25 protein-coding genes are annotated in these 25045 nt (G+C 60.8%); 8 read left to right on the top strand and 17 right to left on the bottom strand.

The genetic code is table 11. The features are described from left to right. Positions 1–82: 82 nt before the first annotated feature. The 3 genes from rpsO to rbfA all read right to left on the bottom strand — a co-directional run bounded on the left by rpsO (position 83) and on the right by rbfA (position 1984). On the bottom strand, positions 83–352 hold the full coding sequence (gene rpsO, locus ABAC402_RS28035; RefSeq protein ID WP_023449041.1) for a 30S ribosomal protein S15: 270 nt from the start codon (positions 350–352) through the stop codon (positions 83–85). Between the two features lie 22 nt (positions 353–374). Further along, positions 375–1325, bottom strand: a complete 951-nt coding sequence (truB, locus tag ABAC402_RS28030; RefSeq protein WP_023449040.1) for a tRNA pseudouridine(55) synthase TruB — start codon at positions 1323–1325, stop codon at positions 375–377. 209 nt (positions 1326–1534) lie between these two features. Next, complete coding sequence (rbfA, locus tag ABAC402_RS28025) at positions 1535–1984, bottom strand: 30S ribosome-binding factor RbfA (protein ID WP_031235412.1); 450 nt, start codon at positions 1982–1984, stop codon at positions 1535–1537. Between the two features lie 93 nt (positions 1985–2077). On the opposite strand from rbfA, the gene ABAC402_RS28020 reads away from it, so the two are divergent. Beyond that, on the top strand, positions 2078–3265 hold the full coding sequence (locus ABAC402_RS28020) for a DUF418 domain-containing protein (RefSeq protein ID WP_031235411.1): 1188 nt from the start codon (positions 2078–2080) through the stop codon (positions 3263–3265). Positions 3266–3317: 52 nt separating this feature from the next. Here the strand turns inward: ABAC402_RS28020 and ABAC402_RS28015 are convergent, their stop codons facing one another. The 8 genes from ABAC402_RS28015 to htpX form a co-directional block, all read right to left on the bottom strand. Next, positions 3318–4028 carry a hypothetical protein gene (locus ABAC402_RS28015; RefSeq protein WP_023449037.1) on the bottom strand — a complete coding sequence of 237 codons (711 nt, stop codon included), beginning with the start codon at positions 4026–4028 and terminating at the stop codon, positions 3318–3320. A gap of 178 nt (positions 4029–4206) precedes the next feature. Further along, positions 4207–5100, bottom strand: a complete 894-nt coding sequence (gene purU, locus ABAC402_RS28010) for a formyltetrahydrofolate deformylase (RefSeq protein WP_023449036.1) — start codon at positions 5098–5100, stop codon at positions 4207–4209. A 51-nt stretch (positions 5101–5151) separates the two neighbouring features. Continuing rightward, entirely contained in the window at positions 5152–5481 is a 330-nt protein-coding gene (locus ABAC402_RS28005; RefSeq protein ID WP_155847348.1) for a hypothetical protein, read from the bottom strand. Between the two features lie 79 nt (positions 5482–5560). Beyond that, positions 5561–5875, bottom strand: coding sequence for a glycine zipper 2TM domain-containing protein (locus ABAC402_RS40840; RefSeq protein ID WP_023449034.1), 315 nt, complete (start codon positions 5873–5875; stop codon positions 5561–5563). 167 nt (positions 5876–6042) lie between these two features. Beyond that, complete coding sequence (locus ABAC402_RS27995) at positions 6043–7770, bottom strand: heparinase II/III family protein (RefSeq protein ID WP_023449033.1); 1728 nt, start codon at positions 7768–7770, stop codon at positions 6043–6045. Next, positions 7770–8429: a ribulose-phosphate 3-epimerase gene (gene rpe / locus ABAC402_RS27990; protein WP_023449032.1), complete on the bottom strand. Its 660-nt coding sequence runs from the start codon at positions 8427–8429 to the stop codon at positions 7770–7772. The genes ABAC402_RS27995 and rpe overlap by 1 nt, the downstream gene beginning before the upstream one ends. Positions 8430–8481: 52 nt before the next feature. Then, a complete protein-coding gene (locus ABAC402_RS27985; protein WP_052025288.1) occupies positions 8482–9756 on the bottom strand; it encodes a transcription antitermination factor NusB in 1275 nt (424 codons plus the stop codon). Positions 9757–9975: 219 nt separating this feature from the next. Then, the gene (gene htpX / locus ABAC402_RS27980) at positions 9976–10878 is read right to left on the bottom strand and encodes a zinc metalloprotease HtpX (RefSeq protein WP_023449030.1); all 903 of its coding nucleotides are present in this window, start codon (positions 10876–10878) and stop codon (positions 9976–9978) included. Positions 10879–10960: 82 nt separating this feature from the next. Here htpX and ABAC402_RS27975 point away from each other — a divergent pair, with 82 nt between their 5' ends. After that, positions 10961–11164 (top strand): DUF1674 domain-containing protein, encoded by a 204-nt coding sequence (locus ABAC402_RS27975; protein WP_023449029.1) that lies wholly within the window; start codon positions 10961–10963, stop codon positions 11162–11164. 9 nt (positions 11165–11173) lie between these two features. On the opposite strand, the gene ABAC402_RS27970 is transcribed toward ABAC402_RS27975, so the two are convergent. Continuing rightward, positions 11174–12310: a tetratricopeptide repeat protein gene (locus tag ABAC402_RS27970; protein WP_162148513.1), complete on the bottom strand. Its 1137-nt coding sequence runs from the start codon at positions 12308–12310 to the stop codon at positions 11174–11176. A gap of 213 nt (positions 12311–12523) precedes the next feature. Further along, a complete protein-coding gene (pyrF, locus tag ABAC402_RS27965) occupies positions 12524–13213 on the bottom strand; it encodes an orotidine-5'-phosphate decarboxylase (protein WP_040409883.1) in 690 nt (229 codons plus the stop codon). A gap of 72 nt (positions 13214–13285) precedes the next feature. On the opposite strand from pyrF, the gene ABAC402_RS27960 reads away from it, so the two are divergent. Next, positions 13286–14053 carry a MarC family protein gene (locus tag ABAC402_RS27960; protein ID WP_023449026.1) on the top strand — a complete coding sequence of 256 codons (768 nt, stop codon included), beginning with the start codon at positions 13286–13288 and terminating at the stop codon, positions 14051–14053. Between the two features lie 80 nt (positions 14054–14133). Here the strand turns inward: ABAC402_RS27960 and ABAC402_RS27955 are convergent, their stop codons facing one another. After that, a complete protein-coding gene (locus ABAC402_RS27955; protein ID WP_023449025.1) occupies positions 14134–14931 on the bottom strand; it encodes an SDR family oxidoreductase in 798 nt (265 codons plus the stop codon). Positions 14932–15009: 78 nt separating this feature from the next. Next, the gene (locus ABAC402_RS27950) at positions 15010–15465 is read right to left on the bottom strand and encodes an Rrf2 family transcriptional regulator (protein ID WP_023449024.1); all 456 of its coding nucleotides are present in this window, start codon (positions 15463–15465) and stop codon (positions 15010–15012) included. 239 nt (positions 15466–15704) lie between these two features. On the opposite strand from ABAC402_RS27950, the gene ABAC402_RS27945 reads away from it, so the two are divergent. From ABAC402_RS27945 to ABAC402_RS27930, 4 genes are all read left to right on the top strand, one after another. Further along, positions 15705–17753: a potassium transporter Kup gene (locus ABAC402_RS27945; RefSeq protein ID WP_023449023.1), complete on the top strand. Its 2049-nt coding sequence runs from the start codon at positions 15705–15707 to the stop codon at positions 17751–17753. A 10-nt stretch (positions 17754–17763) separates the two neighbouring features. Beyond that, entirely contained in the window at positions 17764–18273 is a 510-nt protein-coding gene (locus ABAC402_RS27940) for a DUF2199 domain-containing protein (protein ID WP_023449022.1), read from the top strand. Between the two features lie 92 nt (positions 18274–18365). Further along, on the top strand, positions 18366–19601 hold the full coding sequence (locus ABAC402_RS27935; protein WP_023449021.1) for an argininosuccinate synthase: 1236 nt from the start codon (positions 18366–18368) through the stop codon (positions 19599–19601). A 69-nt stretch (positions 19602–19670) separates the two neighbouring features. Further along, positions 19671–20831, top strand: a complete 1161-nt coding sequence (locus ABAC402_RS27930) for a DUF1624 domain-containing protein (protein ID WP_023449020.1) — start codon at positions 19671–19673, stop codon at positions 20829–20831. Between the two features lie 213 nt (positions 20832–21044). Here ABAC402_RS27930 and glmM read toward each other — a convergent pair whose 3' ends face one another. Further along, a complete protein-coding gene (glmM, locus tag ABAC402_RS27925) occupies positions 21045–22388 on the bottom strand; it encodes a phosphoglucosamine mutase (RefSeq protein ID WP_023449019.1) in 1344 nt (447 codons plus the stop codon). A 232-nt stretch (positions 22389–22620) separates the two neighbouring features. Between glmM and glmS the strand changes: the two genes are divergently transcribed. Further along, complete coding sequence (gene glmS, locus ABAC402_RS27920) at positions 22621–24456, top strand: glutamine--fructose-6-phosphate transaminase (isomerizing) (protein WP_023449018.1); 1836 nt, start codon at positions 22621–22623, stop codon at positions 24454–24456. A gap of 103 nt (positions 24457–24559) precedes the next feature. Here the strand turns inward: glmS and ABAC402_RS27915 are convergent, their stop codons facing one another. Next, a complete protein-coding gene (locus ABAC402_RS27915) occupies positions 24560–25045 on the bottom strand; it encodes a CYTH domain-containing protein (RefSeq protein WP_023449017.1) in 486 nt (161 codons plus the stop codon).

Below are 25045 nucleotides of genomic sequence, written 5' to 3'. Positions count from 1 at the left end.
GGATAAATCGCGTTTCAGGCGAGGTCTTTATACATAGAACAGGGGCTTGAGGTCTAACCTCAAGCCCCTGGATAGTTGAACCTTAGCGACGCAGGCTCAGGCGTTCGATGATGGACTGATACCGGCCGGTATCACGGTCCTTCAGGTAGTCGAGAAGGCGGCGGCGTTGCGACACCATCTTCAGAAGGCCACGACGCGAGTGGTTGTCCTTCTTGTGTTCCTTGAAGTGCTCGGTCAGATTGGCGATGCGCTCCGACAGGATAGCAATTTGCACTTCCGGGCCGCCCGTGTCGTTCTCGGCGCGGGCGTGGGTTTTGATGACTTCCGACTTACGGTCAGCAGTAATCGACATCGGGTAATCTCCTGTTCGAGGATTAAAGGTTCAGAATGCGCGTTGGGTAAAGCCTACCCTGGCGCAGTTCGCAAAGTGCCTGAACCGTGCCGTTCAACACCACCTGGACCGTATCGGGAAACTCGTCAAAGCCAGCCTCGCGGCGGGCTTTTTGAGCCTCGGCAATCAGGTTGATCTGGCGGGGCAAAAGGGCAAGGTCACGCCCTTGCTTCAGCTTTGAGGCCTCGTCTTGCGTCACAGGCAGGGCCGGGATGTCGTCCAGCGCCGTCTCTACGCCAAGCAAAGCGTCCAAAGCGGCGCCTCTATGCACCAAATCGGTCAGCTTTTCCAGTGTTATTGCGTTTTTTGTTGCAAACGCACCGACAGCCTCGCGCCGCAGCATGGTAACATGGCCGCAGACCCCCAGTTCAGCGCACAGGTCACGGGCGATCGAACGGACATAGGTGCCCTTGCCACAGTGCAGCGTCAGAGTGGCGGTCTCGCCAGTGAAGTCATCGAGCGTCAGGTCGAACACGTCGACTTTCCGGGCTTTGAGTTCGACCTCGACACCCTGGCGCGCCAGGTCGTAGGCGCGTTTGCCGTCGACCTTGATAGCCGAAAAGGCCGGCGGTATCTGTTCGATCGGGCCGATGAAGGCCGCAAGCAGGGCTTCGAGGGCTTCGCGGGTCGGGCGGGCGTCGGAAGTGGCGGTCACCTGGCCTTCGGCATCGTAGCTGTCGGTCGTGGCGCCAAAGGTGATAGTGAAGCTGTAGACCTTGTCGGCTTCGACCAGGTAGGGCACGGTCTTGGTGGCTTCGCCCAGCGCAATCGGCAGGATGCCGGTGGCCAGCGGATCAAGCGTGCCCGCGTGTCCGGCCTTTTGGGCCTGGAACAGCCAGCGGACCTTCGCCACGGCGGCGGTCGAGGTCATTTCCAGCGGTTTGTCGAAGCAGATCCAGCCGTGGACGGGATCGCCTTTTTTCTTTCGGGCCATGGGTCAAAATCTTCGATGAGGGATAAAACCCTTAATCCTCCACCGCTTGCGGGGGAGGTGTCGAGCAAGCGAGGCCCCCTATGGGCCGAAGCGCGTCGAGACGGAGGGGGCGTTACGAGCTCCCCGCTCCCCCTCCGTCAGCGACTTGCCCTTCGACTTCGTCTACGGGCAGCGCGCTGACACCTCCCCCGCAAGCGGTGGAGGATAAGTTAGTTTTCGTCCTCATCATCATGTCGCAGATCCCGCGCAATGTCCGGCCGCATGAACAGCGCGTCGATACGTGCCGCTTCATTGAAGCTTTCGTCGTGCAAAAACCGCAAGGCCGGTGTGAATTTCATATCGATCATCCGGCCCAGGACACCCCGCATATATTTGCTGTGCTTGTTCAGGGCCTCCACGATCGGACCGACCTGGACCTTGCTGTTTACACCGGCGCCCAGTGGTTCGACGAAAACTGTGGCGTGGCGCAGGTCCGGCGACATCCGCACTTCGGTGATGGTGACCGAGACATCGTGCAAGACGTCGTCGTGGATCTCGCCTTCACGCAGAATCTCCACCAGGGCGTGGCGCACCAGTTCGCCGCCACGCAACTGGCGCTGGTTGGGGCCGAGTTCGACTGGCTTTTGTCCCAGGGATTTGGCTTTAAACGGTCGTTTCATTCCGCCCATATAGGGGTTTTTGCTGATTTTTCTATGGAAAAGTGCAGCGGGCAGGGTAAGACGAAAAAAATACAAAATTTGGAGGGAGAAAACATGGCTGCGGTAAAAACTGATTTCGTACCGCGCATGGAGGGGCTGGATGCGCTGCGCGGCTTTGCCCTGTTCGGCCTGTTCATCGTCCATATGCCGGAACTGTTCGAGCTCTACTGGGCCCATCCGGTCACCGATCCGACCCAGCTTCTGTGGCACGATATCATCTTCACAATCTTTGCCGGCAAGTCGTTTGCCCTGCTGGCCCTGTGCTTCGGCGTCTCCTTCTTCATCATCATGGACCGGTCGGCCCGGCGCGGTCAGGACTTTTCCGTCCGCTTCGTCTGGCGCCTGGCGGTTTTGGGGATCCTTGGTCTGCTGCACGGCCTGTGGTACCGCGGCGATATCCTGGAAGTTCTGGCAGTGATGGGTCTGTTCATCATCCCCTTCTACCGCCTCAAGTCCAATGCTCTCGTGCTGGCGACCGGCGCCTTTTTCCTGCTGCAGCCATGGATGATTTTCCAATTGGTCAGCGCCCTTGACGGCGCCGAATGGGCGAACAAGCCGTTCGGTTACTGGAGCGCCAAGATCCCCGAGGTCTATCTGACCGGAAATGACCTGGCCGCGACCGTCCGTATGAACTGGGTCGACGGCCATCCGTTCAAGTGGCTGTTCATGGCTGAATCCGGCCGTTTGAGCCAGATCCTGGGTCTGTCGCTGATTGGCATGGTGCTGGGACGTATCGACTTCTTCGCCCAGCCGGAAAAATTTGTCAGAACACGGATTATATCCCTGCTGATTGCAGCATGTCTCGCCGTCGTATTGTTCCTCCAGAAAGACAAACTGACAGGCCTGATGCCGGAAGCCGTGGCCATGGCGCGGCCCTTATGGGGTTCGATGGTGTCGGGCTGGTTCGACCTTAGCGTCATGTTCACCCTGATGATGGGTTTTCTGACCCTCTACTATGGCTATGCCCATAAGCTGCTGAACCTCCTGGCCCCGGCCGGCCGTATGACCCTGACCCTTTACATCCTGCAGTCGATCGTCTTCGTGCCGGTCTTCTACAGCTTCGGACTTGGGATGCACGCTACCATGTTGCAATCGACGGCCATCCTGATCGGGCTCGCCGCGTTTGCGATCCAGGTCGTCCTGGCCCATCTGTGGTTCAAGGTATTCCTCTACGGACCGTTCGAGTGGCTGTGGCGAGCGGCGACCTATCTCACGCTGAGGGTGCCGTTCCTGCGCAAGTAGGGTCGCCGCTTTTTTTGTCGCGCTAACGCTTCGCTTCTTGAGCGCAAGCGACCTATTTGACGCTGAAGGTGCTGTTCCTGCGCAAGAACTCGGCCTGAATCTCCAGGCAGGCCTTCAGCGGAAGATAAAGCCCCAGCCGGTTCCATGGGGCCTTGGCGATGCGTGCCCGCAGGTCTTCGATATGGTTCACCGCCATCCAGAAGGACAGGACGTAGAGCGTCCAGATCTGTATGAGGAAGGCGGCGACGGGGCCCTGTGCCTCGTCTTCATCGAGGCTGGCTACAGGCTCGAACCGCAAGGGTTGGGTGGCCACCGGCGTCGCATCGAACTGTTTCAGGATGTGACTCTTCAAAGCACCATCGGCAAAGCGGAGGTGATTGCGCACGGCCTCAGGCTTGGCGACGTCCAGCGCGTAATAGTCCAGCACCGCCTGGGCGACGGCCATATCGTAGGCAAAGAGGCGGTGACCGTCGTGGGTCAGGACCCGATGCGCCTGGGCACGGCGGAAGCCGAGGCGTTCCTGGATGGCGGTGACGCGGGGCTTTTCGCTGCCCCAGTCGCGGCTGATATTGCCGATATGGGCGTTCTGCACGCCGCATAAAGCTGCCAGTCCACGTTGTGTCAGATACGGCTCACCGTTGCTGAGGAGGCCCATACCGATGCCGTCGATTTCTGCATAGATGGTGACGGTCAGCTCGGCCTCGGTGCGGGACGGCTTGCGTTTTCCCGCGGGAGGGGAATCATTACGCGACAGTTCGAACATGGAACGCGCCCCATTGTGTGAAAGAATTGTGACGAAAAGCTTATACAGTAAGGGAATCGGCGCGATTGTGCAGCGCGAGATAAGCTTAATCAAGTCTTAACGCGCGTGCGAGAAGCGGATAAACGCTCACAGCTGGGGATAAGTGGAAAATCCCACCGTAAGCGAGCTCACGAGATCGTCAGCTGAAGACCACCGTTTTGCCGCCATTAACAATCACGCGTCGCTCAGCGTGCCAGGTCACTGCCCGCGCCAACACCCGCGACTCGATATCGCGGCCAATAACCACCAACTGCTCCGGCGTCAGGCCGTGGTGAACGCGCTGGACGTCTTGTTCGATAATCGGCCCTTCGTCCAGGTCCGAGGTCACATAATGCGCGGTCGCACCGATGATCTTGACGCCGCGCGCATGGGCCTGGTGATAGGGCTTGGCGCCCTTGAATGACGGCAAAAACGAATGGTGAATATTGATGCACCGGCCGTTCAGCCGGCGTGCCAGGTCGTCGCTGAGGATCTGCATATAGCGCGCCAGGACGACAAGGTCGGCCTGATGACGGTCTATCAGCGACAGGAAGGCCGATTCCTGCTCGTCCTTGTTCTGCCTGTTGACCGGCAGATAGACGAAAGGGACGTCGTTCCATTCGACGAACGAGCGCATGTCTTCATGGTTGGACATGACACAGGCAATCTCGACCGGCAGCAGACCCGCCTTCCAGCGATGCAGCAGCTCATACAGGCAGTGGCCGAACTTCGATACAGCGATCAGGACCCGTGGCTTGTGCGACAGGTTGAAGATTTCCCAGTCCATCGAGAAGCGATGAGCAATCGGTTTGAAGCCGTCGCGCAGGGTGTCCATCGGCGGCATTTTGGCGCCAGCCTGCTTAAACACGACGCGGACATAGAACATGTCGCCCCGGTCTTCGCTCCGATGGGCGTCGTTGAACTGATTCGATTCGACGATCGTGATGTCATTGTCGTTCAGATAACCGGAAACGGCGGCAACAATGCCGCGGGTGTCCGGGCATTTGATGATCAGAACGTGGTGCGACGGGTCGAAGGCTGGGGTGTCAAGCATGCCGCGCCTATAGCATCAAAACCTTGAAAATGTACAAGGTTTCAAAGGAAATCAGAAGAAGCGTTCGCTTTCGACTTTTTTGGTCTTTGGGTTGACGACGACGCGGAAAGAGCGGGCATTGTTGTAGACAATGGTCGAGGCACTGTCGCCGCTGTCGTACCACACCGAAAACACCACCCTGTCGTCCTCGTGGCGATAGATCTGGACAGTGTAATCGCCCCCATCCCAGCCGCGGGTATTGCTGACATAGTCTTCGACGACCGAGATCAGCTTCTTGTCCTGCTTGGTCAGTTCGATGCGCGGATCGTCGCTGGTCACCGTGTCTGCAAGGACAGGTGTGCCGAGCAAGGCAAATACAAGTGTTAGGGTGAACGGTTTCATACAGGGACTATAACCGCGAAAAAGCGGCAACAAAAAGCCCCGTCGTGCAAGGCGGGGCTCTTTCCGAAGGCTGAAAAGGTTACTCGTGGACATAGCGGTACACAACCTTTTCGTATCTGCCGTTCGGAAGCTTGCGATAGTGTGTTTCGCTGCGGTAGGCCGCCTGGTCGACGCACTTTCTCCTGGCGTTGTTCTTGCCGATCTTGTTGCCGACGACGCCGCCAACAACGGCACCGCCGACGGTGCCCTCCTTGGAGCCGGTTATCCCGTAAACGAAGGCAAGATACGAAATGGCGCATAAGGAAGCCGTCAGCTTGTATCGCCGCAGGCGTAAAAACCGATAACATGACCATGAAGTCTGTTCTGAACGCGCCGCGTAGCGGACTTCGACCAAAAGTGGTCCACAGATTACACAGATTGCACAGATTAAGGGGGATTAAAAAAGTATCGGCGACACTTACCTTAATCTCTCTTAATCTGTGCAATCTGTGTAATCTGTGGACGCGCTTAACGTAAATTGCCGCTGCGCGGCGCGTTCAGGCTGATTCCCCAGGTCTTGTGCTAGCCCTCTGCCGGCGACAGCTTCCAGCGCACGCGGGTCGAGGTCTCCAGTCGCGCCGTGCCGCGCAGGGCGATCAGAACCGACTTGCGTGCCGCACCACGCTCGAACACCCAGCCCGTTTCCAGCGTCACGTCGCGGGCATCATGACGCAGCCACCAGCCCCGGCCGCCCGGCCCGCGCAACAAAACGCTTTTCCTGTCGCGCGCCAGCGATGCCTGGACTTCCGGATGCAGCAGGAAACGGACCGTAAACGCTGACTCGACCGGCAGGTCCTTCTGCTTGGTTTCCATCGGGGTTAGTCGTTCTTCACCGCGCAGTTCGTCACGTTGGGCATCGACATACAGCCGGCGTTCGTGCTTCAGGCCGAAAGCATCGCGCCAGCCCTCGTGCTCCATCTCCAGAAGCGAGCCCGAATCCTCCGCTTCGACCCGGCGTGAGCGCAGCTTGTAACGCGGACCCTCCAGACCGAAGTTCAACATCTCGCCGAACCGCCCCGACACCGGCGACAGGACGGCGCGATCGCTCAGGGTCAGGGTATTGCCCGCGCCGATGATGCGAAACGCCTGCTGGTCTGACTGGCTGGGCGACCAGCCTGGCTGGACGATCAGCTTGTCGCGCCCGCCCGACACCTCGAACGCCATCGGATGGTCGCAGGCGGCATAACCCATGACCCCGGTTTTCGATTCGCCGGCATCGACATAGACGGTCAGCGACCGCCCGGTCATGCGGTGGTAACGGCCGTGCTCCAGCACATTCGGTATGGCAGCGACCGCCTTCTGCCCGGTACGCACCAGGGCCGGCACGACCTGGTCTTCCAGGATCGACTCAGAACCCTGGAAGGCGCACAGGCTGCCGTCCGGGTGCGAACAGGTACGCACGAAGCGCATCAACCGGTCTATATAGTGATCGAGATAGTCGGGCACCGCCATGCCACGCTGGGACAGGGCGTCTTCGACCAGCAGCAGGTCGTATAACAGATCCAGCCCCTGCTCCGGGCTGCGCGAGGCGTGCGAACCGTCGGGCAGAACGATCTTTTTCAGCACTTTTGGAAGGCGGCTCAGGCCCTTCTTGCGGAAACCGTCCCCGACACGGCCAGACAGGACACAGCCCAAAAGAACCAGCGCGACCGATTGTTGTCCCGCCCACGGCGTCTGTTGCGACAGCCGCAGCAGGTGACGGCCCTGTTCGGCCATGGATTGGGCCAGCAGGTGGACCTCGTCCGGTGCGGCCAGGGAGGCCATGCGACGGGCAAACAGCGAGAGATTGATCAGCCGCCGCGGCAGGACCTCTTCGCCCCAGGTAAACGGCGTCCAGTTGCGGAAAATCTTGTGCCAGAGAATAAACAGGCGGACGGATTCGCGCGTGCCTTCGTCACCATGGGCCAGCAGAGAGGACAGCCACGAAAAGCGGTGAAGCTCGACGCCGAAGGCCCGGGTCGGGCTGGGGCGGTTCCACGGATCGCCCGAGCCCTGGACACTCATCCGGGCATTGCACAGAAGGAACCGGCCCGACAGGATGGCCTTGCCCAGCAGGTGTTGGCTGGGCCTGCCATCGTGGGGCGCGGCCAGGAATCCGTCAGGTGTCCGCCCTTTCAGCGTCAAGCGATAGCCCGGCATGCCAAAGAGCTCGGCGCCGATCTGCTTGCGCAACAGGATGCCAATAACCTTGGCCCAGGGCGTCTTGACGGGCGGAAGCTGTTCGGTGGCGCCGGGCTCAAAGGCCTGCATCACAGGCCTTTCAGAGTCTTGATATTGCCGGCATAGGCCTCACGCCCGCCCTTGAACACGGCGGTGCCGGCGACCAGAGCGGTGGCGCCCGCGGCCACGCACCTTCCTGCGTTTTGGGCATTGACCCCGCCGTCGACCTGAAGGATTGCGGGATTTCCGGCCGCATCCAGCCGACCGCGAACCGCTTCGATCTTGCGCAGTTGCGACTCGATGAAGCTCTGGCCGCCGAAGCCCGGATTAACGCTCATGATCAGCACGAGGTCGACATCGTCCATGACCCAGTCAAGCACTTCGACCGGGGTCGCCGGATTGAGCACGACGCCGGCCCTGGCGCCGAGCTGACGGATGTATTTCAAGGTGCGGTGCAGGTGTGGTCCGGCTTCGGGATGGACGCTGATCAGGTCTGCGCCGGCATTGCGGAAGGCTTCGAGGAAGGCATCGACCGGTGAGATCATCAAGTGGCAGTCGAACGGCAGGCTGGTATGCGGCCGCAGCGCCTTCACCACGTCGGGACCGATGGTGATGTTGGGGACAAAGTGGCCGTCCATGACGTCGATATGGACGAAGTCCGCGCCGGCCTCAGTGATGGCCCGCACCTCTTCCCCCAGCCGGGCGAAGTCGGAGGCCAGAATGGACGGGCAGATAAGCGGTGCGGTCATGTCGGGTCAGCCTGTAGCGAGTGTCTGCTTAAAGCGTTCTTGGCGGTGATGGTCAACCGTTTTGGCGCACCAGATGGGCGATAAAAAAGCCGTCCTGGCCGCCTGGCCGGTGATGCGGTAACAACCGCAGCCAGCCCTGTTGCGCGACCGATTCGACCGGGATGCCCAGGGCTGCGACCGTTGCATCTTCCGGCTTTTGGATGGCAAAGTCCGGATGGCGGCGCAGGAAGGCCAGGACCTGGGTTTCGCCCTCCTCGCGCTCCAGCGAACAGGTGCAATAGACCAGGGACCCGCCCGGTTTGACGCGACCGCCGGCCGAATCGAGCAGGCGGTGCTGGACGTCGGCCAGCTTGGCGATATCGGTGGGCCGGGTGGCCCAAAGCACGTCGGGCTGGCGGCGCAGGGTGCCGGTGGCAGAACAGGGCGCATCCAGCAGGACGGCGTCGAACTGACGCCTATCCTCCCAGGTTTCGGCGTCGCCCATGACCACATCGGCGGTCATGCCGGTGCGGATCAGATTTTCCTCGACGCGCTTCAGGCGGTTCTTCGAGCGATCAAGCGCGATGACCTCGGCGCCAGCGGCGATCATCTGCAGGGCCTTGCCGCCCGGCGCAGCGCACAGGTCGATGGCGGTCTTGCCCGTCAGGTCGCCGAGCAGGCCGGCGCCGACCGAGGCCGCGGCGTCCTGAACCCACCACACGCCTTCGCCATAGCCGGCCCATTCGGCAATATTGCCGCGCAGGGAGGAGCGCAGGGCCAGGCCGCCCAGGGGCTCGCCTTGCAGGTCATCCTTGAGCCGGTCGAGATCGGCGGCGGTCTTGAAGGTCAGGTCGGTCGCCGGCTCCTCGGTCAGCATCAGGGCGATGCCTTCGGCGTTAGCCTCGCCATAGGCCGCCTTCCAGCGCTGGAACAGCCAATCAGGCGCCAGGCGCGACGGCAGGGGTTTATTCAGGCCCCCTTCGCGGATGACGCTGCGCAGGATGGCGTTGATCAGACCCTTGAACGGGCGGGTATGGGCTTCACGCTCGGCCAGCTTGACGGTGGTCGAGACGGCGGCGAAGTCCGGCACTTGCATAAAACCAATCTGGGCCAGGCCGATGCGCAGCAGCGCCCAGACGCCGTCATTGGGGGCCTTCTGGGTCTTCTTTTCGATAATGTAGTCGAGCTGGCCCAGCCGGCGCAGGACCAGCATGGCGAGGGCGCGGGCAAAGCCGCGTTCGGAGTCGCTTAAGTCCAGGAAATCGCTGCGGGTAACCGCCTCGTCAAAACCAGTGCGTTTGGCCAGCGCAGCGTCGATCAGGGTCAGGGCGGCGAGGCGGGCATTCATGCCGATGTCGCCCCCATCGTCGATGCGCTCGGGTTCAGGGCGGGGGGGGCGCGGACGTGACTTTTGCAGCGGTTTTTTGGCGGGTCTGGGTTTGTTCAAGGTGCTGGGCTTCTTAAGATGCTTGGTTTTTAAGATTCGAGGCTTTAAAAAAAGCCCTCTCGCCAGGGAGGGGAGAGGGTTGTTCAGGGCGCTATAGACTCCGGCGGGCTCCGGGTAAAGTCACGTCGTCGGCACACTGGTTGTATCGCTGCCCCCGCCGCGCCTCAGAGTCACGCCGAGTTCAATCAGAGCCTTGACGCGATTTTCGGTCGCCGGGTGGGTCGAAAACAAATTGTCCATATGCCGCCCGTTCAGGGGATTGATGATGAACATGTGGGCCGAGGCCGGGTTGCGTTCGGCCGCGTGGTTGGGAACGCCGCGGGCATAGGCCTCGATCTTGCGCAGAGCCCGGGCGAGTGACTCCGGGTCGCCCGAGATTTCACCGCCAAGACGATCGGCTTCGTATTCACGCGTCCGCGAAATCGCCATCTGGACGACCATGGCGGCGATCGGCGCCAGGATCGACATCAGGATGACGACGAAAACATTGCTGCCGCCCCCTCCATTATCGCGCGAACCACCGAAAAACATGGCGAAGTTCGCCAGCGACGAAATGGCACCAGCCAGGGTGGCCGTAATCGTCATGGTCAGGGTGTCGCGGTTTTTGACGTGGGCCAGTTCATGGGCCATGACGCCGCGGATCTCCGACCGGTCCAGCGCCTGCAACAGGCCGGTGGTGGCGGCGACGGCAGCGTTCTGAGGGTTGCGGCCGGTGGCGAAGGCGTTGGGCTGGGGGTTGTCGATGATATAGACGGCCGGCATCGGCAAGCCGGCGCGGCGGCTCAGATCGGCAACGTCGTCATAATACCCGCGCAGCACGCCGGTGGCGCGATTGGGGTCGATCGGCTGGGCATGGTACATGCGCAGCACCATCTTGCCCGAGTTCCAGTAGGCAAACATATTCATGGCGATCGCCAGGCCCAGGGCAATCAGCATCCCGGTCGGGCCCCCGAGCATCAGGCCGATGACGCCGAACAGGGCGGTCATACCAGCCAGCAGCAGCCAGGTCTTCAACGGGTTCATGGTCGTAAATCGCTCCTTGCGATATGAGAGTGTTGATCCTAAATGTAGGGTCACATCCCAAGCCTGCAAGGGGATTACAGAAATGTCATCCGAACCCGACCTGTCCGATCTGACGCCGAAAAAGGTGCTGACGCCCGCCGCCCAGCGCGCTCTGGCCGAAGCGGCCGAACGCCGCGCTGTGGCCGAAGCGGAAGCCGCCCGCGCCGCGGAAGAAGGCGGTCCGCCGGGGCCTGAGCCAACGCGCTACGGCGACTGGGAACGCAAAGGCATTGCGGTGGATTTTTAGGGCCACGTCTCAGGGTTTGGGGAAGGTCGGCATCCACACCGCGGCACGCCTTTCGGCTTCGGCGATTTCGGCTGGGGTCATTTTCGTGATCAGGTCTGCTTTCAACTCCGCCATCATGCCCAAAATTTCATCGTCATCCCGGTAGGCCTCCGTCAGAAGCAACCATTTGTACCCTTCCACCAGGTCCGCGGGGCCGCCACGCCCGGCGACGATCAGGGTGCTCAGGAAATATTGAGCGTCGCTCTCGCCCTGATCGGCGGCAGCTTGCAGAAGCGCCCGGCCAGCCACATCATCCGGGGGAACACCCTTTCCACCGAGATGCAGGATACCCAGAAGATATTGTGCTTTACCGATATTCGCGTCCGCTGCCGGGCGCAGCCACCGTATCGCAGCCGCATCATCCTTGGCGAGGTCCTCGCCTTTCTGGTAGGCGAGCCCCAGCATGTACTGCGCCACTGGGTGCCCCTGCTCTGCCGCCTTTTGGTACCAGACGATCGCGGTGGCAGGGTCGCGGGGCATACCCATTCCCACGCCGTATAAAGCCCCGAGCAAGTATTGGGCGCGGACATGGCCACCTTCCGCAAGAGGGCGCAAGACGTTCAAGGTTTCGTGGATCGGGTTGACCTTCACCGAGTCAATGGCCGCTGAGACCTGCTGGTCCGGCGTCAGCGGCGCAGGCTTCCACGCCTTGATTTGTGCTTCCGCTTGCGCCATCTGAGCCGCTGTCAGTTTTGCGCCAAGTAGGTCGTTCCCCGCTGCGATGCGTCCGTCCTTGTCGATGACCGCGCGTGGAACCAAAAGAGAAAGGGTACGCCAAGTGTAGGCCTGGACATCGTCCCGGGGGACACCTTCGCCGTCTTCATACAGAAAGCCGAACATGACTTGGGCAGGACCATATCCCTGTTCAGCGGATTTTCGAAGCCAATCGGCCGCCTGGGCCGTATCCCTGGGTACGCCCTGGCCGAGGAGATAGGCCCTGCCCATTTCATACTGTGCTTCGGCGTCCCCGTAATTTGCCGCCGCCTTAAACCACACCAATGCCAGGGCGCGGTCTTTCGCCACCCCGTCGCCATCGTCGTAGGCGTCAGCCAGTCGCACCTGATCAGGGATGTTGCCATACTTTGCCCGACCGTACAGACGGACCACATCTTCTCCTCGCGACGTGACCGGTTTCGCCGGGACCTGCGTCGTCTCATTGATCTGGGCGAGAGCAGGAGCGGCCGGAACCAGAGCAAGGGCGAACGACAACAGGATGGATGTTATGCGCATAGGCTGACCCCGAACCAGGTAGGTCAAACCCACCCGCATCAAAACCTAGCGGTCAAATCCGCCTCTGGCGACAGAAATTTTTTGTCCGGTTCACGCGTTGTGGATCGCCCGAAGGATATCCAGCGTCGCTGCCTTCGGGTCCGGCGCGCGGGTAATCGGCCGACCGACCACCACATGCGAGGCCCCGTTCAGGAAAGCATCCTGCGGTGTCGCCACGCGCTGCTGGTCGTTGAGGTCGGCGCCGACAGGACGCACGCCCGGCGTCACGATCAGGAAATCCACCGGAACCCTCGCCCGGATCAGGGCGGCTTCGTGCGGCGACGACACCACCCCGTCCAGTCCGCATTCGACGGCCTGGTCGACCCGGCGCAGCACCAGATCGCTCAAAGGCATGCCATAGCCCATCTCGTCGAGATCGCCCTGTGACAACGAGGTCATCACGGTGACGCCGATAATCTTCGTCGTGCCTTCGCCACGGCCGGCAATCGCCGCCTTCATCACCTGGGGCTCGGCATGGACGGTCAGCAGGTCGCAGCCGCCTGCCACCGCGGCGCGAGCGGCGCCTTCGACCTGGGCGCCGATATCGTGCAGCTTCCAGTCCTGGAAAACCTGCTTGCCCTGGGCTTTCAGTTCGTCGCACAGGCTCAAGCCCCCCTGGGCCAAAAGCGTCAGACCGACCTTGTAATAACTGACCGAATCGCCGAGCGCCGTCACCAGAGCGCGCGCCGAAGCAAGATCGGATTCATCCAGGGCCACGATCAGGCGCGGGTCGGCGTTCAAGGTCATGGCTGCGCTCCATTTATGGGGGTGTTGGGGGCCTAAACGATTTGCTATGGCAGGACAAGTCGCGATATGGGCGAATCACGGGGCCAGGCTATGTTCGAGAACTTTTCCTTCGCGGCGCTGTTTGCCTTCTACATCAACTTCTTCATTACCCTCTTCGCCCTGATCGACCCGATCGGCAATGTGCCGATCTATGCCGCCGCGACCCAGACCCAGTCGGTCAAGTCGCGGCGCTGGCTGAGTATCTATATCTCGCTGTTCACCGCGCTGATCCTGACCATTTTCTTCTTTGCCGGCCTGAGCATCCTGAAGTTCTTCGGCATTTCCATGGATGCCTTCCGCATCGCCGGTGGCCTGCTGCTGTTTTTGATGGGGCTGGACATGGCGCGTGGCGACTTTATCGAGAGCTTTACGCAGAAGGACGAGGTCCGCGACGGGGAAGCCCATCTCGAGGTTAAACCCCTGGGTCACCGCGAAACCGCCAAGAAAAGCTTCGAAAAGCTGGTTGTGCCCTTCGCCTTTCCGCTGATGGTCGGACCGGGCACAATTTCGACCGTGATCATCCAGGCCGGTGTCGCCAATGACTTTGGTATCACTGGCCTGGTCGTCGGGGTGCTCGCCATTATCACCACCGCCCTCGCCATACTGCTCACCCTGCTGTTTTCCAACACCATTTCGCGGATTTTCGGCCGGGTCGGCATGGTTGTGGTGATTCGTGTCCTGGGGCTGATCCTCTGCGCCTTGTCGGTCCAGATCATCATCTCGGCTGTGGGCGAGATTACCCAAAACATTATCCTGCCGTCAGCGGCGCACCCCTACGAGGCCATGCACCGATGAGGTTTTGGGGTGAAGGGGCCCGAGGCCCCTTCCTCTTTAAACTCAAAGAGATGACAGGCCGCGGCCTTCTCAACCGCTAACTATCTGTGGATCTTGCTGAGCTGTCCCGACACCAGTTCCATCACCCATTCGTCCGGAAGGACTTTGAGCAATGCCGCCACCGTTTTGTTCGGGGCGCCCGGGACGCAGGCCGCCCGGTTGGCTTCGCACGCCTGATAGCCCTCGCGCGCCACCTCGTCGGCGCCCATCCACCACCATTCGGGGATGGATTTCGACAGTTTCGACCGCGTGCCGATAACGTCGTGGAATTCCGAATAGGTCCAGCCTGGACACAGGGCCGAAACGTGCACGCCGTGCTCGCGGACCTCCAGGTGAAGGCTTTGCGACAACCGCGTCAGGAAGGTCTTGATCGGCCCATAGACCGTATCGCCGGGAGACGCTGGCAAAAACCCGGCCAGCGACGCGACATTGACCACGCGGCCGAACTTCTGCTCGATCATGCCCGGGAGGAAACGGTGCGTCAGCTCCATCGGCGCCAGCATCATCACCTGCATGAAAGCACGGTGCGATTCCCACGGATTGCCGACAAAACCGCCCGGCTGACCGTATCCGGCATTGTTGACCAGGCCGTCGACTGTCCGGCCGAGCGCCGCAATCCCCTCCCGCAGAACGCCTGGCGCTGCCGCATCTGACAGGTCGGCCGGCAGGCCGTAGGCCTCGACGCCAAAGCGCAGACGAACCTCTTCGACCAGCTTTTCCAGTCGCTCCGCCCGGCGCGCGGTCACAGCCACGTCCCAGCCGTTGGCGGCATAGGTCCGCGCAAAGGCCAGGCCTATGCCCGAAGACGCTCCCGTAATCAGAACCAGACGGCGTGCCAAATGAAACCTCGCGACAAGATTCCGGAGGGAAACACGATAATCGCTACAAAATCAAGAAAATCGGGGAAATCGAGCGGATCAGACCGGTATCTTTTCGCCCACGCACGATGGCGCTGCGGCAGGGCGCAGCAAATCGGCCACAGTCACAGTACTCAGGGCCTCGGATGCGGCCTTATTGGCCAATTCCATAGCCGTGTTGATCGCCCTCGGGATGGCCTGGCTAACCGGGCACCCCTCCGCGCCGATCGGAGCGCTGCCCAGATGGGCGCAGCCATTGACGGCACGCAGGACCTCATTCAGGAGTATCTCTTCCGGCGGCTTCAGCAGCCACGCCCCGCCCGCCGCGCCGGAGCAGGTGGCGACCAGGCCGGCCTTGGCCAGCAATGTCGTCATGCGACGGATGACGACCGGGTTGGTGGGAATCGACGCCGCCAGGACCGACGACGACACCGCCGACTCCCGCGAACAGGCGTTACGATGGGCCAGGTAAGCCAGGGTATGGGCCGCTACGGGAAATCTCTGGCTTTCGGACATGTCAGCACAATGTTACGCGAATTTCGATACCCAGTCGACACCCCCGCGCTTTGCGAGTCTGGGCTGATGAAAATAAAAATACCATGTTGTCATGCATTTTTCCCGAAAACTTACTGTGCAGTGCAAGATAGGGCGATCAAAGGCCATTGAATGTGGTTTTAAATAGGCGTAAGAGCGCCCAGTTCAAACGAGGGACGTCACCGGTGATCTGTGTGTTTTCCGCCCTCAGGAGAGTATGAATGACTGGGGAAACCCCTGCTGATTCCAAGGCCTCCCCGCCGGCATCAGCCTCGTCCGCCAAAGCCGCGGACTCTAACGGCACGCCAGCTGCCAGCCCTCACGCCACCGCCAGTGAAACCGATGCCATCACCAGTCATGGCCATGGCAAGGAAGGTTTTCTCGCCTTGGCTGTCGGTTCGATCGGCGTCGTGTTCGGCGATATCGGCACGTCGCCGCTATATGCCATGCGAGAAGCCTTGCACCATGCCCGCGGTGATGTGAATCCGGAACATGCCGTGCTTGGGGTCGTTTCGCTCGTCCTGTGGACCATGACCTTGTTTGTGACGATCAAGTACGTCACCTTCTTCATGCGCGCCGACAACAAGGGCGAAGGCGGAACCCTGGCCCTGATGGCCCTGGCCCAAAAGGCCCTGGGCCGGTACTCGCCGCTGGTCTTTTTCCTGGGTATCTGCGGCGCCGCCCTGTTTTATGGCGACGGCATCATTACGCCGGCCATCTCGGTACTCTCGGCTGTCGAGGGCCTGAAGGACGCCCCTGGCCTGGCCGGCCGGCTGGACCCGTACCTGCTGCCGATCGCCGCTGGCATCCTGATCGCCCTGTTCATGGTCCAGGCCAAGGGCACAGGCAAGGTCGCCAAATTCTTCGGTCCGATCACTGTCGTATGGTTCCTGGTCCTGGGCGCGCTTGGGGCCATTCACCTGGCCGATGATCCCCGCATCTTTTACGCCATCAATCCGTGGTATGGTTTTCGCTTCCTGATGGAAGAACAACTGGCCGGATTTATCATCCTTGGCAGCGTCTTCCTTTGCGTCACCGGCGCTGAGGCTCTGTACGCCGACATGGGTCATTTCGGCAGGAAGCCGATCCAGATCTCGTGGCTGGTCCTGGTCTTTCCGTGTCTGGCCCTGAACTATCTTGGTCAGGGCGCCATGATCCTGAATGACAACAGCGCCGGTGAAAATCCGTTCTGGAACATGGTGCCGGAAGTTGCCTATTGGCCGATCCTGATTTTGGCCACCATCGCTACCGTCATTGCCTCCCAGGCGGTCATCACTGGCGCCTTCTCGCTGACCCAGCAGGCGGTGCAACTCGGCTTGCTCCCGCGAATCGAGATCCGGCGTACCTCGGAAACCCAGGCCGGCCAGATCTATGTGCCGTCGGTCAACACCTTCCTGTTGATCGGCGTTCTGATTCTGCTGGTGGGTGCCAGCCTGGTCGCCGAGGCCCGTCTTGCCGAGGATGCCGACGCTCTGGGATCGTCGGTCCTGGCTTCGGCGTACGGCATTGCCGTCACCGGCGCGATGTTCGTCGATACCCTGCTGGCCTGGTTTGTCTGCCGCTATATCTGGAAATGGAACCTGGGCCAGACCGCCCTGCTTCTGGTGCCGCTGGCTCTGCTCGACATGGTCTTCATCACCTCCAACCTGCTCAAGGTGCCGGACGGGGCCTGGCTTCCGCTCGTCTTCGGCGCCGTCCTGGTCCTGATCATGCTGACCTGGGCCGCCGGCACACGCACCCTGACCGAAAAGGCCCGACGCGACAGCGTACAGCTGCTCGACCTGGTCGAGATGCTGAAGAAGCGGCCTCCGCACAGAGTCGCCGGTACGGCCATCTTCCTGACTTCCGATGCCGAACTGGCACCCGTCGCCCTGATGCACAATCTCAAGCACAACAAGGTTCTACACGAGAAGAATATCATCCTGACCGTCAAGACAGCCCAGTCGCCGAGGGTGCCGGAAGGCGATCGTATTACCATCGAGGTCATCAATGACGACTTCAAGAAGGTGACGCTCAGCTACGGCTTTATGGAAAGCCCGAACCTGCCGAAGGCCCTGGGTCTGTGCCGCAAGCTGGGGCTGAAGTTCGACATCATGGCCACCAGCTTCTTCCTGGGTAAGCGCAATGTGGTACCGTCGGCCAATTCCGGCATGCCGCTGTGGCAGGACAAGCTGTTCATCTTCCTGATGAAAAACGCCGCCAACCCGACCGAGTTCTTCCATATCCCGCCTGGCCGGGTCGTCGAACTTGGCACCCAGGTGACGGTTTAGACCTGCGCGCATGTTTCGCCTGTTCAAACGGAATTGGTCATGCAAAACGTGCGGTAAGGTTCATGACGATCTGCCGATATGCTTCGGTGTAAAGGCGCCCTGGCTCGATCTGGTGCCGGAAGAAGAATTCGAACAACGTGTCGATCTGACAAATGATCAGTGTGTTGTGGACGAGACTGTGTTTTTCATTCGTGGCCTTATTGAAATTCCAATTCTTGGTCATGGCGAATCGCTGGCGTTCTCCGTTTGGTCGTCTTTGAGTCGGGCTAGTTTTGATCATATGACTGATCGCTGGAACGATCCCGGCCGCGCCAACGATCCGCCTTATTTCGGATGGTTGAGCAGCACCCTTCCCCCTTACCCGACTCACAAGCACCTTCCGCTTTCGGTTCAGGTCCGCGATCGTGGCATGGTTCCGTTGTTCATAGTTGTGGACGAAGACCACGCCTTGGCGGTCGACCAGCAAAACGGCATCACCGTCCGCAGGTGGCATGAAATCGCCCTAAGCCTTCTGGTCTGAACCGTAGATTCGGGCTTGCATCCCCTTTCCTCAGACCGTAAAGCGCGCGTGCCCGATTTAACCCCAAGTCACGTCCCAAGGTCACGCCGCCCATGTCCGCTCCTGTCGAAAAGCCCGTCAAGAAAGTCGTTCTCGCCTATTCCGGCGGTCTCGACACCTCGATCATCCTGAAGTGGCTGCAGACCGAGTACCAGGCCGATGTCGTCACCTTTACCGCCGACCTGGGCCAGGGCGAGGAGCTGGAACCCGCGCGCAAGAAGGCCGAACTGCTGGGCATCAAACCGGAAAACATCTACATCCAGGACCTGCGCGAGGAGTTCGTTCGCGACTACGTCTTCCCGATGTTCCGCGCCAATACGGTTTATGAGGGCCAGTACCTGTTGGGGACCTCGATCGCCCGTCCGCTGATCGCCAAGGCCCAGATTGATATCGCCCGCAAGGTCGGCGCCGACGCCGTCTGTCACGGCGCAACCGGCAAGGGCAATGACCAGGTCCGTTTCGAACTCGGCTATTATGGCCTGGAGCCCGACATCCGCGTCATCGCCCCGTGGCGGGAGTGGGACTTCGCCTCGCGTGAAGCCCTGCTCGCCTTCGCCGAACAGCACCAGATCCCGATCGCCAAGGACAAGCGCGGCGATGCACCCTTCAGCGTCGACGCCAACCTGCTGCACTCCTCGTCCGAGGGCAAGGTGCTGGAGGATCCGGCCATCGAAGCGCCGGAATTCGTCTATCAGCGCACCATTGCCCCCGAGGCCGCGCCGGACACGCCGACCGTTTTCACCATGGATTTCGAGCGTGGCGATCCGATAGCCATCGATGGCATCGCTTTGTCGCCGGCGGCCTTGCTGACCAAGCTGAACCAGTTGGGTCACGACAATGGCGTCGGCCGTCTCGACCTGGTCGAAAACCGTTTTGTCGGCATGAAGTCGCGCGGCGTCTATGAAACGCCGGGTGGCACCATCCTTTTGGCGGCCCACCGCGGTATCGAGTCGATCACGCTGGACCGCGGTGCCATGCACCTGAAGGACGAGCTGATGCCGAAATATGCCTCGCTCATCTATAATGGTTTCTGGTTCTCACCTGAGCGCAACATGTTGCAGGCGGCAATCGACTGGTCGCAGGAGAAGGTTAGCGGCCGTGTGACGGTGAAACTGTACAAGGGCAATGTCACCATTACCGGCCGCGAAAGCCCCTATTCGCTGTACGATCAGGACCTGGTGACGTTTGAAGAAGGCAAGGTCGCGTACGACCACCGGGATGCGGCGGGCTTTATCAAGCTGAATGCATTGCGGTTGCGCGTGGCAGCCAAGCGCGATCAGCGTACATAACGCGTGGAGCGGGGTTTTGATTCCATCAAAACACATCCCGCTCCAGGCTCCACCCTCGGGGAGTGCGCCATGACCGACATTCAGAAACGTCTCGACTTTATTGATCTGCTGCGTGGCTTGGCCATCTGCCTGATGGTCCTCGACCATACGCGCGACTTCGTCCACCAGGGCGCGCTGGGTGCTGATCCGCTGGACCTGAAAAGCGGCGGTCCCTTCCTCTACATGACCCGATGGATCACACACCTGTGCGCCCCGACCTTTGTCTTCCTGTCAGGCGTTTCGATCTTTCTGCAACACCAAAATGGCAAGACGGGATGGCCGCTCAGCCGCTTTTTGCTTACCCGAGGCCTTTGGCTGGTCTTTCTCGAACTCACCGTCGTCAATTTCGGCTTCGACCTGAAACCCGGCATCTTCCTTCAGGTCATCTGGGCTATCGGCGTCAGCATGATCTTCATGGCCGCCCTGGTGCACCTGCCGCGGCTCGCCGTCCTCGCCGTCGGGGCCGTCATTGTCGGCGGGCATGTCCTGCTGGCGCCCATCGATGCGCCAAATCTGCCCGCCGCGCTCCAGTTGCCCTGGAGCCTGCTCATGGAGCCAGCCTTCAATCTCCCGCTGGGCGGATTCAATGTCTATCCGGCCATTCCGTGGCTGGGCATCATGTGCCTGGGTTTCGGCCTCACCCCGGTCATTACCGACCTCGGCCCCAATCGCAGCCGCAACATCGCCCTGATGGCGGTCGCATCGATCGTCCTGTTCCTGTGCTTGCGCATACCCAATCTGTACGGCAACCCGGTTCCGTGGACCATGCCGGCCAACCCCTCGGAAGCACCATTCGCCGTCCTCAACGTCTTCAAATACCCACCATCACTGCACTACGCGCTGATTACACTGGGTATCGCCATGCTGCTGATGCTGGCCTTGCCGAAACTGCCGGCCCTGGTGCAGAAACCACTGCTGGCGTTCGGGCGGACGCCAATGCTGACCTACCTGCTGCACATCTATGTCGCTCACGGGCTGGCGGTACTGATAGGCCTGTTTCAGGGCGTGCCGATCCAGGCCTTCTGGGGGCATATGAGCGACCCGTCGCGCACACTGGCCGCTAATGCCGGCGTCCCGCTATGGGCAACCTATCTCGTATGGCTGGTTGTTCTGGCGATCCTCTACCCGATGTCGAGTGCCTGGGCGAAATACCGCGCCACGCACAAGTATTGGTGGACAAGTTATATCTGATCGTTGGCGGGTCTGCTTTCGCAAGGATTTGACCACGAACCACACGAACAGACACGAACTTTGTGGTTATCCGGAAATCGCCGCGCAGCGACATTCAGTCGAATTGGGCCGCTGCGCGGGGGTGAAAGCTTTACCAAGCGCACCACGTCGCTGACGGCTCAGACATGACCTGAAGTTCGTGTCTGTTCGTGTGGTTCGTGGTCAAATTCTTTCTTAAGCCTTCATCGCCTCGGCAATCATGTTCACTGCCGCCTTGACCTGCTTTTCGTCATCGCCTTCGGCCATGACGCGGATCAGCGGCTCGGTACCCGATGGCCGCACCAGAACCCGGCCGGAACCTTTCAACATCTCTTCGCCTTCACGGATCGCCTGCTTGACGGCCTCCGAATTCAAAGGTGAAACACCCGTAAACCGGACATTCTTCAAGATCTGCGGCACGGTTTCGAACTGACGGCCCAGCTTCGACATCGGCTTGCCGCGTTCAACCAGCACCGCCAGCACCTGCAGGGCGGCCATCAAACCATCACCGGTAGTGGCATGATCGCTCAGGATGACGTGGCCCGACTGCTCACCACCCAGGTTAAAGCCGCCCTCGCGCATCCGCTCCATGACATAGCGATCGCCAACCTTTGTACGCTCCAGCGTCAGACCCTTGGCGGCGAGGAATCGTTCCAGGCCCAGGTTTGACATGACGGTGGCAACGACGCCGCCGCCTTTCAGCAAGCCCTTGTCGGCCAGATGCCCGGCGACGATGGCCATGATCTGGTCGCCATCGACGACCTTGCCGTTTTCGTCGCAGATCACCACCCGGTCGGCATCGCCATCCAGGGCGATACCCAGATCGGCGCGCATCTCCTTGACCTTAACGGCCATGGCATCCGTGTGGGTCGAGCCGCACTTTTCGTTGATGTTCAGTCCGTCTGGCGACACACCAATACTGATAACCTCGGCGCCCAGCTCGTACAGGGCCAGGGGCGCAACCTTGTAGGCGGCGCCGTGAGCGCAGTCGATAACGATGCGCAGGCCGTTCAGGGTCAAATGCCGCGGGAAAGACGCCTTGACGATTTCTATATAGCGCGCCTGGGCGTCATCGAGACGCTGGACCCGGCCCAGCTTGTGCGCCTCGGCCACGCCCTGCAGGATGTCGCCGTCCATGCGCGCTTCGATTTCCAGTTCGACCTCGTCCGACAGCTTGTAGCCATCCGGCCCGAACAGCTTGATTCCGTTGTCCATAAAGGCGTTGTGCGATGCTGAGATCATCACGCCCAGATCGGCGCGCATCGATCGCGTCATCAGCGCAACACCCGGAGTCGGCAGCGGCCCGAACAGGCGCACATCCATGCCGACGCTGGTGAAGCCGGCGACCAGGGCTGGCTCGATCATATAGCCCGACAGGCGCGTATCCTTGCCGATAACGACCAGGTGACGGCGGTCGGCGTTGGACATGAACATCTTTCCGGCGGCCATGCCGACGCGATAGGCGACTTCGGCGGTCATCGGAAACGAGTTGGCGCGGCCGCGGATACCGTCGGTGCCGAAGTACTTACGTGTGCTCATGAGAATGGGTACGGTCTGTCGGGATGGAGGGAAAGGTGGCCTCTTATAGGCGCAAGTTTAGCCGGCAAGCGTAAAATCTTTGTGCCCGAATGTTACCAATCAATTATTAATACCTGATTTTACTATCTTTTTTCGGCTGCAACGTAACGTTCTGTCATCCCAGTTTACGTATTGTTTGAAACCGGTCTGCTAAACAGGGGTTTTTGCGGCCCAGATCAAGGAACAGGACCACATGTGCGGCATTATCGGAATCATCGGCAACGAACCCGTCGCCCCGCGCCTGCTGGAGTCATTGCGCCGGCTTGAATACCGCGGCTACGACTCGGCCGGCATCGCGGTCCACACCGAGGCAGGCCCCGATCGCCGCCGCGCCGAGGGCAAGATCCGCAACCTCGAGGCCGCTATTCAATCCGACCCGATCGAAGGCGTTGTCGGCATCGGCCATACCCGCTGGGCCACGCATGGAGCGCCGGAAGTGCGCAACGCTCACCCCCATACGGCCGGCATCGTTAGCCTGGTCCACAACGGCATCATCGAGAACTACGCCGAACTAAAGACGGAGTTGAAGGCGAGGGGGCATGACTTCACCTCGGACACCGACACCGAGGTCATCGCCCATCTGCTCGACGAAGCCTTGAAAACCCTGCCGTTGAGAGACGCTTTCAAGTCGGTCCTGGACCGGCTGCATGGCGCCTATGCCCTGGCCATACTGGTCGGCGGTGAGAAAGATACCATCCTGGGTGCCCGCCGCGGCTCGCCCCTGGTCGTCGGCTGGGGCCAGGACGAGATGTACCTCGGCTCGGATGCCCTGGCGGTCGGCCCCTTCACCCAGCGTGTCACCTATCTCGAAGAGGGCGACTGGGTCATACTGCACCGCGACGGCGCCGAAATCTTCAACGCCCGTGGCCTGCTGGTCAATCGCCCGGTGACGGTGGTGTCGGCCTCGGCGGCCCTGGTTGAAAAAGGCGCCTTCCGACACTTCATGGAAAAGGAAGTCCACGAGCAGCCGGAATCTTGCCAGCGCACCCTTTCGGCCTATCTCGATCCGACCACCTGCACCGTGCGCGACGATATCAAGGCCGGTGTCGACTTCGGTGCCATCGTCCGCATCCAGATCATTGCCTGCGGTACGGCCTTCTATGCCGGCAGCATTGCCCGGTATGCCTTCGAAAAACTGGCCGGTTTGCCGGTGGATGTCGAGGTCGCCTCGGAATTCCGTTATCGCACCCCGGCGATAACACCGGGAACTCTGGCGGTGGCGGTTTCTCAGTCGGGTGAAACCGCCGACACCCTGGCGGCCCTGCGCTGGTGCAAGGAGAATGGCTTGCGGACCGCGGCCTTGGTCAATGTCCACTCCTCGACCATGGCGCGCGAAGCCGATCTGATGTGGCCGACCCATGCCGGGCCGGAAATCGGTGTCGCCTCGACCAAGGCGTTTACGGCGCAGCTGTCGGCCCTGCTCAGCCTGGTTATCTGTGCCGCCCGCCAACGCGGCCGGATCACCAGCCACGAAGAAGCTCGCCTGGTCCAGGTCCTGCTGGGCGCGCCTGGCCTGATCGCCGAAGCCATGGCCATGGATGCCGAAATCACCCGCATGACCTACGACCTGTCCAGGGCGCGCGACGTTATCTATCTCGGTCGCGGCGACATGTACCCTCTGGCCATGGAAGGCGCTCTGAAGCTGAAGGAAATCAGCTATATCCATGCGGAAGGTTATGCCGCCGGCGAGTTGAAGCACGGGCCGATCGCCCTGATCGACGAAAATACGCCGGTGGTAGTGATCGCGCCGGACGACGCCCTGTTCGAAAAGACGGCTTCCAATGTGCAGGAGGTAGCGGCGCGCGGCGGCCGGGTGATCATTATCACCAATGCGCCGGACAAGGTGCCGAACCTGTCAGGCGATGCCGCCAAGTCATTAAAGGTGATTGTAGCGCCGTCCTGCGACGCCTTTATCGCGCCGCTGATCTATTCGGTGCCAATCCAGTTGCTGGCCTACCATACGGCCGTGCATAAGGGGACCGATGTCGACCAGCCGCGTAACCTGGCCAAGTCGGTGACGGTGGAGTAGACGCCAGAGCGGGATTCTAGTGGAATCAAAATCCCTCTCTAAGTTTTTGTTTTGTCGCACAATTTATCCGAAAACGGGGACGTCCGTGCGGTGGCGTCACTTTTTATCGTATTGCGCTCTGGGTCCAGCCTGTGTAAGGCGCGGTCAGAAGCTGAGAATTGTAATACCGGGCATCGCCGGTAACCTCTGGGCCGATCCAGTCGGGCCGTTCGAACGCCTCATCGCGACTAGCGAGTTCGATCTCTGCCATGATCAGGCTGGCATTCGTGCCTTCGAAGACGTCGACTTCCCAGACGTGGTTGCCGACCGGTACCCTGTAGCGCACCTTGGCCAGGGATTGGATGCCAGGCAGACGCAACATGTCTTCGGCATCGGCAACAGGGATAGCATATTCCCACTCTGCCCGTTCCAATCCGTCTTCGGAGCTTCGGCCCTTGATGGTGATAAAAGCCTTATCGTCGGTAAGCCGTATACGGACCGTGCAATCAGGCCTGGTGCTCAGATAGAACTGGACGATCTGATGCTGGCTGACGGCAAACGGCCGGAAATCGCCGGTGACCAGGAATTTGCGTTCGATTTCGGTAGCCAT

Source organism: Asticcacaulis sp. AC402, assembly GCF_000495835.1.
GTDB lineage: Bacteria > Pseudomonadota > Alphaproteobacteria > Caulobacterales > Caulobacteraceae > Asticcacaulis.
This window is presented reverse-complemented; position numbering and strand designations above follow the sequence as displayed.